We start from the raw sequence: 12218 nt of genomic DNA on the forward strand, positions 1-12218 counted from the left end.
ATAGCATAAGAAACAGTTTTCCAATAATAAAAGGTAACGGAATAACTGATGACCAAATTAGTGCTATATTAAAAAAGTAAATGGTAAAATACCGTTAATTCAGAATTAAAACTTTAACTAACTAATAAAGACTAAACTCATAAATTATGAATTGGCTAGACTATAGTATTATTATATTTTACATAATTTTCTTTCTAGGAATGGGTTTTTTCTTTAAGGATAATAAAGACTCAAAAGATTATTTTTTGGGTGGAAAAAGTATGAGTTGGTTTCCATTAAGTCTATCTACAATGGCAACACAGCTATCAGCCATAAGTTTTATATCAGCTCCAGCTTTTGTAGGTTTAAAGTTAAATGGAGGTATGAAATGGTTAACCTTTGAGTTTGCTGTTCCGTTGGCGATGATATTTATTATGATTGTTATTATTCCACCTTTATTTAAATCAGGTGTTGTAAGTATTTATGAGTTTGTAGAAAAACGATTCAGTACATCAACAAGGTTAATTTTAAGTGTTGTTTTTCAAATTAGTAGGGCTTTAGGAACTGGAGTTATGGTATATACTATAGCTATTATTCTTCAAGCTGTTTTAGATATAGATTTTGTCTACACCATTTTAATTATTAGTGTAATAACTATAATTTATTCATGGCAAGGTGGTATGAAAGCTGTTGTTTGGGGTGATGCTATACAGATGATTATCTTATTCTCAGGATTAATTATTTGCTTGTATTTTGGATGGAGTCTTCTGCAAGACCATGGTGGTTTAGAAGCTGGTTTTGATCCAGAACGATTAAAAGTAATAGACTATAATTTAGGAGTTGGAGAGGGAAACGAATATGGCTTACTACCAATGATTGTTGGTGGATTTTTTCTTTATGCTTCGTATTATGGTTGCGATCAGACACAAGCACAAAGGATGCTGTCTGCTAAGGATGAAAAAACGATTAGAACTCTTTTACTGGCTAACGGTCTTTTAAGATTTCCAGTGGTTTTAATTTATTGCATTATGGGACTGGTTATTGGTGGATTGTTAACAGTAGCACCAGATTTTCTTGAAGAAATAGCTACGACTACTCAAAAATATTTTCCAGAAGAATATGCAACTCATGGTGTCAAAGCAGATTTGATGGTGCCTGTTTTTATCATGAAATATTTGCCTCATGGTCTAATTGGTGTATTAATGGTTGGTATTTTGTCTGCTGCTATGTCCTCTTTAAGTTCTACAGTCAATTCATTATCTGCAGTAACCGTTGAAGACTTTTTTAATCGTGGTAAAGTAAAATTAACTAACAAGAAGTACATGCTTATTTCTAAAGGTTCCGTTGTGTTTTGGGGACTTGTTTGTATTGCAGCTGCCTTTCTTTTCGGAGGTAGTAAAAGTGCTGTGATAGAAATTATTAATGCAATTGGTTCAGTATTTTATGGACCAGTTTTAGTGACTTTCTTTTTAGCATTCTTTTCAAAAAAAGTAAATCATATTGGAATGAATGCTGGAATAATTTCAGCAGTGTTAATTAATCTTATATTTTCAAAAACGATTCAAGAATTATTTCATATCGATTTAGGATTTAATATTTTCTGGATTTGGCTTAATTTCACAGGTGTTATAATAGCTTTAGTAGTTGCATATGCTGTAAGTGCTTTAACAAGTAAAACAAAAATAAAAAGTATTTCTAATTTTAATGTAACGATTAAGAAAGAGGACTTCATGATAAAAGAGGTTTATATTCTTGTAGCATTTTTTATCTTTATTTTGATATTTAGTTATTTCCTTCCATCCATTTTAAGTTAAATCTTAAGTTAATGAAAATAGTATTAGCACCCGATAAATTCAAAAATTCTCTAACAGGAATGGAGTTTTGTGATGTTGTTGAAACGAGTATAAAAACCATAAGGGCTGATGTTGAAATCGTAAAGTTACCTTTAGCCGATGGAGGAGATGGGACAATTGATGTGGTAGATTATTATCTAAAAGGTGACATAATTCATATTGAAGTTAATAATCCTTTTTTTAAAACTATAAAAGCTTCCTATTTATATTCAGAATCTTCAAAAACTGCATTTGTAGAAATGGCTGAGGCGTCTGGTGTAAAATTGCTAAAACCTGAGCAATTTGATTGTAAAAATGCCACAACATTTGGTACTGGAGAAATGATTGCTGATGCGATAAAAAAAGGAGCTTCTAAAATCATTTTGGGTGTTGGAGGTAGTGCAACAAGCGACTGTGGTATTGGTATGGCTTCCGCTTTGGGGTTTCAATTTTTAGATAAGGATAATGAACAAGTGAAACCTATTGGCGCTAACCTATCTAAAATTGTATCAATCAATACATGTAACGTAAATTCAAAACTTAATAATATAAAATTCGAAATTGCTTGTGATGTTACAAATCCATTATTTGGCGAAAATGGTGCTGCATTTGTTTATGCAGCTCAAAAAGGAGCAACACAAGAAGATATAAAAATGTTGGATAAAGGCTTAGAAGATTTTTCTAAGGTTTTAAAAACTACTTTTAAGGTAGATGCACAACTAATAAAAGGTGCAGGTGCTGCAGGAGGAATGGGAATAGCTTCAAAAGTTTTTTTAAATGGAACTTTAAAACCCGGAATTCAACTTATAAAAAATCTTGCAAATTTCAATCAACAAATTGATGGAGCTAGCTGGATTATTTCTGGCGAAGGAAAGTTGGATAATCAAACACTCTCTGGAAAGACTATTCAAGGTGTTATTAATTCAGCTAGAGATAAAAATATCAAATTAGCAGTTTTTTGTGGGACTATTGACTTAGAAAAAAGCATTGTTCAAGATTTAGGGATTTCTTATTCGTCCTCAATAATGGATCAAGCATTTGATTTAGACGATGCATTAGCTAATGCAGGTCAATATTTAGAAAAATTAGCTATAGAGTTTGTCCAAAAAAAATTAATGTAAATGGAATTATATCCTTTAAAATTCAATCCAGTATATAGTTATCGTATTTGGGGTGGAAATAAGCTAAAAACAGTGTTAAACAAAGATTATAACCAAGATTCTATTGGAGAATCATGGGAAATATCTGATGTTGAAAACAATGAAACTTTGGTTAGCGAAGGCGAACTAAAAGGTAAATCATTAAAAGAATTAATTAGCGAATACAAAGGTGAATTAGTTGGTAATAGTGTGTTTGAAACCTTCGGTAATGATTTTCCGTTATTAATTAAGTTTATTGATGCAAAAACACCCTTATCAATCCAAGTGCATCCTAGTAATGAATTGGCGAAGGAGCGTCATAATTCGTTTGGGAAAAACGAAATGTGGTATGTAATGGAAGCGGAGAAAGACTCTGAATTAATTGTTGGATTCAATCAAAAAGTAGAAAGAGAGAGTTACCAAGACTATCTTAATAACTCAACTTTATCCAAAATCTTAAATATTGAAAAGGTTGCTAGTGGAGATACGTTTTATATTCCAACTGGTAGAGTTCATGCCATAGGAGCAGGTGTTCTATTGGCTGAAATTCAGCAAACATCAGATATAACATATCGAATTTACGACTACGATAGAGTAGACAAATCTACTGGAAAGAAGAGAGAATTGCATACAGATTTAGCTTTGAGTGCAATAGACTTTAACTATAATAAAGATTATAGAACGGATTATTCAAATAAGACTAACACTACAAACAAATTAGTGAATTCGCCTTTTTTTAAAACCAATTTTTTACATGTTAAAGGGGAAATGCTGAGAAATTTAGTAGAAGTTGACTCGTTTGTAATATACATCTGTGTAGATGGAAATGTGGTAATGAATCATAAAAATCAAACGGTCAACCTTAATAAAGGAGAAACCATATTAGTTCCGGCAAATACAGATAAATTAAAATTTAGTTCAAGTAATGTTAGATTGCTAGAAGTATTAATTTGATCAGAATTCTGATTAAATAAAACAGGCTAATCTAATACGATTTAATTATAGGTAAAGCCTAAAATTTAATTGTGGTTCTAAAAATGGATAGACTTATTTATAGGAAATATCTAAAGTATTTATTGATTATATATGTTGATAGAATTACTCCTTATTAGGATTCAATAATATCGCATACACTTGTATACCAAATCCAAGTAACACCAAAGTTGGAGCTAATCTAATTTTCGTCCAATGAAAGATTGATGGATCAAAAACATTAGGATCATCACTTCCACCACCAGACATTATTATAAAACCTAGTACAATAGATGCTAAACCAATAAGCATGAATTTGTAGTTCTTTTTTCCGAAGATAAATTCGTTTTTAGAAGTGTTTTTACGTTTTTGTTCTCCCATGATATCATATTAATCCTCTATTGTATTTTATAAAGAGGAAAATTCTGTAAAAATAATCTCATCATCTATTGCTAATTGCGCAATATGTTTTGAGGTACCATAAAATAATTTTGGTAGGTGCAAAGTAACAGTTTTATTTAAAACTTTTGCGTTAAGAGAATCTAAATTTAATCCGTTTTCTAATCCGCGATTTATGTAAAAGGAGCCCAAGTCGCCTTTATTAAAAACGATATCGTAGGAAGATCCTTCAGTAATTTTAGTGATTTTGATGGTTACAATATCACATTCTTCAGGTTGAGGGTTTTGAATAACACAAGAAAAAAGTGATAAACAAATGATAAAAATAATGCTTAGGGCTAGAGCAAGATAAAGTTTTCGCTTAGTCATGACTAGAATATTGGTTGATATCAACCATAACGAAAAATGTTATAAAAATATTGCCTAGCTTTTCTATTTTAGAAACAATTTCAGAATAAAAACACTATTTAAAATGTAATATTTTGATAATCACTTTATAAAAAGGAATTAATAATACAATTGATCAGTTTTTAAATTTAAGAAACGTTGTGTAGCAATAAATGTACTAATCCAAGTGATTAGGATTCCGAGCAGGAAAATACCACCAAATAATAATCCAATAAGTATTGGCTTTTGTAGCAGTTCTAATTCTGGGAAATTAGCATTGAGATAGTATAGAACAATTCCCATACCTAATAATGCAACGATAGCACCAATGATACCTAATTGAATGCTTTTAGAAACAAAAGGTCTTCTAATAAAACGTTTGGTAGCACCAACCATTTGCATTGTTTTAATAATAAATCGTTTTGAATATACTGCTAATCTAATAGAACTATTGATCAGTAAAACCGCAATTAAAGTGAAGATTGCACTTATAATAAGAACCCAAACAGTGATTTTTTTAACGTTCTCATTCATGATTTCGACCAAATCATTGTCGTATTTTATATCTTCAACAAAGGCTTTAGTTGATAATTCGGTAGTAATACCATCTAAAGTTTCATTAGTGACATAATCTGCTTTAAGGTAGACGTCTATGGAGTTTTGTAATGGGTTAGTGCCAAGAAATTCCATAAAATCTTCACCAATATCAGACTTTACTATTTGAGCCGCTTCTTCTTTAGAAACATATTTAGCTTCTTTAGTATAATCTGCCAAGGCTAAACTTTTTTTAAGTTGATTTACTTCAACTTCTTTAGCAGAATCATTTAAATAAATAGATACAACGACCTGTTCTCTAAAATGGTCAGCTAGTTTTTTAGCATTAAGTACTAATAATCCTAAACATCCAAGTAAAAACAAGACTAGAGCAATACTGATTACCACAGAAAAGTATGATGAAATTAACTTTCGTTTTTGATATTGATCAAAAGATGATGCCATAAAATGTATAGATTAATGCTGTAAAAATATAAAAGAATTTGTTTGTTTAATGATTACAACGCTTAAACTTTTAATTGTGTTGTAATACCTTTAAATTTGCGCTTTAAATTAGATCATTTTTTAGGTGAAATTGATTACTGTCATTTTGAGCGTAGTCGAGAAACCTTTTGATTTAATTTATAAAGCATCTCGACTTCGCTCGATGTGACAGAGTAGAAGCAAGTAATTATAAGACATCCTTTTATAGATATTATGAAATACGATTTCAATAGAATTGAAAATGACTGGCAAAAATACTGGGCAGACAATAAAACATTTAAAGCTGTTAACAATAGCGATAAACCCAAATATTATGTATTAGATATGTTTCCTTATCCAAGTGGTGCAGGCTTACACGTTGGTCATCCGTTAGGTTATATTGCAAGTGATATTTACGCACGTTATAAACGTCATAAAGGATTTAATGTCTTGCATCCTCAAGGGTATGATAGTTTTGGTTTGCCTGCAGAACAGTATGCAATTCAAACAGGTCAGCATCCAGCAATTACTACAGAAACAAATATAAAAACCTACCGTCGACAATTAGATCAAATCGGTTTTTCATTTGATTGGAGTAGAGAAGTACGTACTTCAAATCCAGAATATTACAAATGGACACAATGGATTTTTATTCAGCTTTTTGAATCTTGGTACAATAATGATACAAACCAAGCAGAATCTATTGACACTCTAATTTCAAAGTTTTCTTCGGAAGGTAATGCGCAAATAAACGCAGAGTGTGACGATGATATCTCTATTTTTTCTTCGGAAGAATGGAACAGTTTTTCTTCGGAAAAACAACAAGACATCTTATTAAAATATAGATTAACTTATTTAGCTGAAACAGAAGTTAACTGGTGTCCAGCATTAGGAACAGTTTTAGCAAATGACGAAATTGTCAACGGAGTTTCAGAGCGTGGAGGACATCCTGTGATGCGTAAAAAAATGACACAATGGAGTATGCGAATTTCTGCGTATGCAGAACGTTTGCTTCAAGGATTAGACACTATTGATTGGACAGATTCTTTAAAGGAAAGTCAGCGTAACTGGATTGGGAAATCGGTTGGAGCTAGTGTGAGATTCCCCATCCTATCCTTCCCCAAAGGGGAAGCGAAATCAGACTCTTCTCAGCCTGCTGGATATATGACAGGTGGGAATAATTCACATCTTTTAATAGAGCGAGCTCAAGAAATGAGAGCAAATCCTACAAAAGCAGAAGCTGCTTTGTGGGAAAGTTTGAGAGGGAAAAAATTAGATGCCAAGTTTAGACAACAACATTTAATTGGTGACTTCATTGTTGATTTTGTGTGTTTGGATAAAAAATTAATTGTTGAGGTAGATGGTAAAATCCATGAAAATCAAATTGAAGCGGATAATGCTAGAACACTTAGACTAGAAAATGACTATTACAAAGTTATAAGATTTACAAACGAAGAAGTTTTAGGTGATGTAGAAAGCGTTTTAGAGAAAATCAATAAAGAACTATCGCAAAGGGAATCAATCAAGAGTAATCAACAATCGAGTGAGCAACACAAGAGTGAGAAAGTCCTTCCCTTAGGGAAGGATTTAGGATGGGATATAGAAGTTTTCACAACAAGACCAGATACCATTTTTGGTGTTTCATTCATGACACTAGCTCCAGAGCATGAACTCGTGTCACGAATCGTGACAGATGAGCAAAAAACCGAAGTTGAAGCCTACATCACAGCTACAGCAAAACGTAGCGAACGTGATCGTATGGCTGATGTAAAAACCATTTCGGGAGCTTTTACAGGTGCTTATGCAGAACATCCATTTACCAAAAAGCCAATTCCAATCTGGATTGGTGATTACGTTTTAGCTGGTTACGGAACAGGAGCAGTGATGTCTGTTCCATGTGGTGACCAACGAGATTATGATTTTGCTAAGCACTTTAATATTCCTATTCCTAACATATTTGAAGGTGTAGATATTTCCGAAGAAGCATATGGATCAAAAGACAACGTAAAAATTGCAAACAGTGATTTTCTTAACGGATTAAACTATAAAAAAGCGAGTAAAACTGCTATTTATGAATTAGAAAAACGAGGTCAAGGCGAAGGTAAAACCAATTATAGATTGCGTGATGCTGTGTTTTCTAGACAACGATATTGGGGAGAACCATTTCCAGTGTATTACGTTAATGGAATGCCACAAATGATTGACAAAGCGCATTTACCAATCGTATTGCCTGAAGTTGAAAAATATCTTCCAACCGAAACAGGTGAGCCACCTTTAGGTCGTGCGACAGATTGGGCTTGGGACACAAAAAATAACAAAGTAGTGTCAAACAATCTTGTCATTCCGACAGAAGGAGGCACGACTGACGAGGAATCTCACAACGGAATTTACCCTTTAGAGTTAAACACTATGCCAGGTTGGGCAGGAAGCTCATGGTATTTCTTTAGATATATGGAAGACAAAGCCAATAGAGATGAAGCCTTTGCAAGCGAAGACGCACTCAAGTATTGGGAGAACGTCGATTTATATATTGGAGGAAGCGAGCATGCCACAGGACATTTACTCTACTCACGTTTTTGGGTGAAGTTTATGAAAGATCGCGGTTTTGTAAATGTTGATGAGCCTTTTAAGAAATTGATTAATCAAGGGATGATACTTGGGACTAGTGCTTTAGTTTCTAGAATAGGTATTCAATTTCCATCAAAGCCAGATCAAGATGTAGATAAATCTTTATTTAATTTGACTCTTTTTGTATCTGAGAACGAATCAGAAAAATGCAAAGAGAAGAAAGAAAAGGAAATTGAAGGATTTATTTCAAAAAGAGAAGCACAAATTAAGCAGAAATATCCTGATATGAATATCATTAGAGCTACTCGGATTTGGCCAATGCATGTTGATGTATCTTTTGTAAATGCTTCTGATGAATTAGATATTGAAGCCTTTAAAAATTGGAGAGAAGAATATAAAGACGCTGAATTTATAACTGAAGTAGATGGCACATTTAAAGTATCTCGCGAAGTCGAAAAAATGTCCAAATCCAAATACAATGTCGTTAATCCAGATGCGATTTGTGAACAATATGGAGCAGACAGCCTACGTCTTTACGAAATGTTTTTAGGACCTTTAGAGCAAGCAAAACCATGGAATACTGCTGGTATTACTGGAGTTCACGGTTTTCTTAAAAAACTTTGGAAATTGTACGTTGATGACAACGGTTTAAAAGTTAATGATGCTGAGCCAACAGCAGATAATTTAAAGACCTTGCACAAAACCATCAAAAAAGTAGAAGACGATATTGAGAACTTCTCGTTTAATACATCGGTTTCTACATTTATGATTGCGTCAAATGAATTCACTGCTCAAAAATGTACGAGTAAAGTAATTCTAGAACCATTTTTAATTTTATTATCGCCTTACGCACCACATATTGCTGAAGAATTATGGAATAGACTTGGAAATGACGAATCCATCTCAACAGCTCCATTTCCGAAGTTTGAAGAAAAATATTTAGTAGAGAGTAGTAAAAATTATCCAATTTCATTTAATGGTAAAATGCGTTTTACGTTAGAGTTACCAATGGATATGAGCAAAGATGATATTGAAAAAACAGTCATGGCTCACGAAAAAACAATTGCGCAATTAGAAGGTCGTACGCCTAAAAAAGTGATTGTAGTTCCTGGTAAAATTGTGAATATTGTAGGATAAAATAATATTTAGTTACGAGTCATCAGTTGGCAGTAACTGTATTGTTATAAAATTATTAATTATGAGAAGAGTTGTATTTATTTTAGTTCTCCTTTTAAGTGTTGCTTGTTCTACTTCGGAAAAGCAAACCGTAGAATTATCTTGCGGACAATGTCAATTTGGTCTTACTTCTCAAGACGGTTGTGATTTGGCAGTGCGAATCGATGACAAAGGGTATTTTGTAGATGGTGCAGATATTGATGATTTTGGTGATGCTCATGATAAAAATACTGGGTTTTGCGAAGTAATTAGAACAGCTGAAGTGTCTGGAGAAGTGATTAATGATCGTTATTTAATTAACACCATAGAATTAAAAGACTAATGCGTTTGCACCTCAAAAAATATGATAAAGTATTATTATTCTTTTTTGTTGCAGCAATAATTAGTTCTTATTTAATTTGGGTTTTTGAGGAACGATTTACACCAGAAGAATGGAGAGAAAGCGTAGGTATACGTTATAAAATGGCAGACGACCTTATCGATAGTAAATTCCTTATTGGTAAAACGAAAGAAGAGGTTATTACAGTTTTAGAAGAACCAGAAATCGTTACGCCTTCAAATTCAAATCACATAATTTATAAAATGGGACGTTCTCAAAGCTTCAATGATTATGTAAGTGAACGATTAGTGGTTGTTTTTGATAATGATGTTGTTGTTAAAGTAATACGAATTAAAGATTAATGAAATTTACACTCAAAAAATATGATAAGGTTCTTTTTGTGTTTTTTGGTGCTTCGCTAATTGCTTCTTTTTTGATTTGGACTTTTGAAGAACGCTTTGACCAAGATGACTGGGAATCAAATACTGAAAAACGGTATCAAATGGCAGATGATATTATTGATAGCGAAATGCTCATTGGTAAGTCTAAAGAAGACATTATCGATGTATTAGGGTTGCCATACAAATCAAATCTCTACGGAAAAGATAATATCGCATATAGGCTAGGAAGACCACCGAGTTTTTCTGAATCTAAACGTACCATCTTAATCATTGATTTTGAATTAGATCATGCTGTTCAAGTAATACAATCTATAGAATGAAGCGATTTATACCAGGAAAATACGATAAAGTTATTTTATTTTTTTTCGTAGTATTCTCTCTTGGCTCACTGTATTCATTGGTTTTTGAAGAACAATTTGATGAGAAAAAGTGGCATGCTCGTCCGTCAAAACGTTACAAAATTGTAGATGACATAATTGATGATGAGATTTTTATTGGGAAATCTAAACAAGATGTTATTGAAATTTTGGGAGCACCTGTAGATCCAATTACTTCTGAAAAAGATATTCTAAATTATAAAATTGGTACACCTCCAAGTTTTAAAGAACTCAAGCGAGAAGAACTTATCATAGAGTTTGAAAATAATAAGGCTATCAAAGCTTTTAGAGTGAGGATGGAGTAGTCAATCTTAGAAACAAAATTCTTATCAGACCTTAAATTAATTGGCTTAGAAAACTTCTGCAAGTTTCTAATTTCAGAATCATCAAAAAAATGAATTTGAAATTCCGTTTTCGTAAAATAGATAAAGTGAAATTTTAATATTCATAAAAATAAAATCTGTAACTCATTTGATTAGTGAGAACTCAAGTTTTCAAAGTAATTTTAAAACTGTAATTAATACGATATATTATGGTTATTGGGATTCCAAAAGAAATAAAAAATAATGAAAGTAGAGTAGGTATGACGCCTTCTGGAGTTTATGAACTCACTAAAAATGGACACGATGTTTTTGTACAATCTAATGCAGGTTTTGGTAGTGGTTTTTCAGATAAAGACTATCGAGATGTTGACGCAACAATTCTTGATACAATTGAAGAAGTGTATGAGAAAAGTGATATGATAATCAAGGTTAAAGAGCCTATTGCATATGAGTATCCACTAATAAAATCTAATCAAATTATATTTACATATTTTCATTTTGCTTCTTCGGAAGAATTAACTCTGGCAATGATTCAAAGCAATGCTATTTGTATTGCCTATGAAACTGTTGAAGATCATGATGGAAGCTTACCATTGTTAACACCAATGTCTGAAGTTGCTGGACGAATGGCTATCCAACAAGGCGCAAAATATCTAGAAAAACCTATAAAAGGTCGTGGTATTTTATTAGGTGGAGTTCCAGGTGTTGCTCCAGGAAAAGTTTTAATCTTGGGAGCTGGTGTTGTTGGTGTTCAAGCAGCTAAAATGGCTGCGGGTTTAGGAGCACATGTGACTATTATGGATGTTAATATGAAACGTCTCAGGTATGTTAACGACATCATGCCAAGTCATGTCACTACTGAGTTTTCAAGTGAATATAATATTAGAAAACATATTCAAACTCATGATTTAATTATAGGAGGTGTACTTTTAAAAGGTGCTAAAGCTCCTAAATTAATAACAAAAGACATGTTGAAATTGATGCGTCCAGGTACTGTAGTTGTTGATGTAGCGGTAGATCAAGGCGGATGTTTTGAAACAACTAAACCTACAACACACGAAGATCCTACATATATTATCAATGATGTTGTTCATTATTGTGTTGCAAATATGCCAGGAGCAGTACCTTATACGTCTACAATTGCATTGACAAATGTAACATTACCATATGTTTTAAAATTAGCAAATAAAGGCTGGAAAAAAGCTTGTGAAGATGATATTGTTTTAGCCAAAGGAATTAATATTCTTAATGGGGAAATTGTATGTGAAGGCATTGCAGAAGCTTTTAATTGGTAACAAAAAGTTAAATAGAACTGACAAATTTTCGTAA

Annotated in this window: 12 protein-coding genes; 9 read left to right on the top strand and 3 right to left on the bottom strand. The window is 32.4% G+C overall.

Translation table 11 applies throughout. The features are described from left to right. Positions 1 to 146: 146 nt before the first annotated feature. The 3 genes from WNY78_RS01120 to WNY78_RS01130 are packed head-to-tail and all read left to right on the top strand — an operon-like array spanning position 147 to position 3904. Positions 147 to 1793, top strand: coding sequence for a sodium/solute symporter (locus WNY78_RS01120; RefSeq protein ID WP_342871337.1), 1647 nt, complete (start codon positions 147 to 149; stop codon positions 1791 to 1793). A gap of 11 nt (positions 1794 to 1804) precedes the next feature. Next, on the top strand, positions 1805 to 2932 hold the full coding sequence (locus tag WNY78_RS01125) for a glycerate kinase (protein ID WP_342871338.1): 1128 nt from the start codon (positions 1805 to 1807) through the stop codon (positions 2930 to 2932). Beyond that, complete coding sequence (locus tag WNY78_RS01130) at positions 2933 to 3904, top strand: type I phosphomannose isomerase catalytic subunit (protein ID WP_342871339.1); 972 nt, start codon at positions 2933 to 2935, stop codon at positions 3902 to 3904. A gap of 144 nt (positions 3905 to 4048) precedes the next feature. On the opposite strand, the gene WNY78_RS01135 is transcribed toward WNY78_RS01130, so the two are convergent. The 3 genes from WNY78_RS01135 to WNY78_RS01145 form a co-directional block, all read right to left on the bottom strand. Then, on the bottom strand, positions 4049 to 4303 hold the full coding sequence (locus WNY78_RS01135) for a DUF3098 domain-containing protein (protein ID WP_342871340.1): 255 nt from the start codon (positions 4301 to 4303) through the stop codon (positions 4049 to 4051). A 27-nt stretch (positions 4304 to 4330) separates the two neighbouring features. Beyond that, positions 4331 to 4690: a hypothetical protein gene (locus WNY78_RS01140; RefSeq protein WP_342871341.1), complete on the bottom strand. Its 360-nt coding sequence runs from the start codon at positions 4688 to 4690 to the stop codon at positions 4331 to 4333. Positions 4691 to 4828: 138 nt separating this feature from the next. After that, positions 4829 to 5707, bottom strand: a complete 879-nt coding sequence (locus WNY78_RS01145; RefSeq protein ID WP_342871342.1) for a permease-like cell division protein FtsX — start codon at positions 5705 to 5707, stop codon at positions 4829 to 4831. 252 nt (positions 5708 to 5959) lie between these two features. Here WNY78_RS01145 and WNY78_RS01150 point away from each other — a divergent pair, with 252 nt between their 5' ends. From WNY78_RS01150 to ald, 6 genes are all read left to right on the top strand, one after another. After that, positions 5960 to 9430: a DUF559 domain-containing protein gene (locus tag WNY78_RS01150; RefSeq protein ID WP_342871343.1), complete on the top strand. Its 3471-nt coding sequence runs from the start codon at positions 5960 to 5962 to the stop codon at positions 9428 to 9430. Positions 9431 to 9491: 61 nt separating this feature from the next. Then, positions 9492 to 9791 (top strand): DUF6370 family protein, encoded by a 300-nt coding sequence (locus WNY78_RS01155; protein WP_342871344.1) that lies wholly within the window; start codon positions 9492 to 9494, stop codon positions 9789 to 9791. Then, a complete protein-coding gene (gene bamE / locus WNY78_RS01160; protein WP_342871345.1) occupies positions 9791 to 10150 on the top strand; it encodes an outer membrane protein assembly factor BamE in 360 nt (119 codons plus the stop codon). The genes WNY78_RS01155 and bamE overlap by 1 nt, the downstream gene beginning before the upstream one ends. Continuing rightward, entirely contained in the window at positions 10150 to 10509 is a 360-nt protein-coding gene (locus WNY78_RS01165) for a hypothetical protein (protein WP_342871346.1), read from the top strand. Before bamE ends, WNY78_RS01165 begins: the two co-directional genes overlap by 1 nt. Further along, on the top strand, positions 10506 to 10871 hold the full coding sequence (locus WNY78_RS01170) for a hypothetical protein (protein WP_342871347.1): 366 nt from the start codon (positions 10506 to 10508) through the stop codon (positions 10869 to 10871). Before WNY78_RS01165 ends, WNY78_RS01170 begins: the two co-directional genes overlap by 4 nt. Positions 10872 to 11098: 227 nt before the next feature. Then, positions 11099 to 12184 (top strand): alanine dehydrogenase, encoded by a 1086-nt coding sequence (gene ald, locus WNY78_RS01175; protein WP_342871348.1) that lies wholly within the window; start codon positions 11099 to 11101, stop codon positions 12182 to 12184. Positions 12185 to 12218 lie beyond the last annotated feature (34 nt).

The sequence above is a fragment of the Psychroserpens sp. AS72 genome, from assembly GCF_038900375.1.
Lineage (GTDB): Bacteria > Bacteroidota > Bacteroidia > Flavobacteriales > Flavobacteriaceae > Psychroserpens.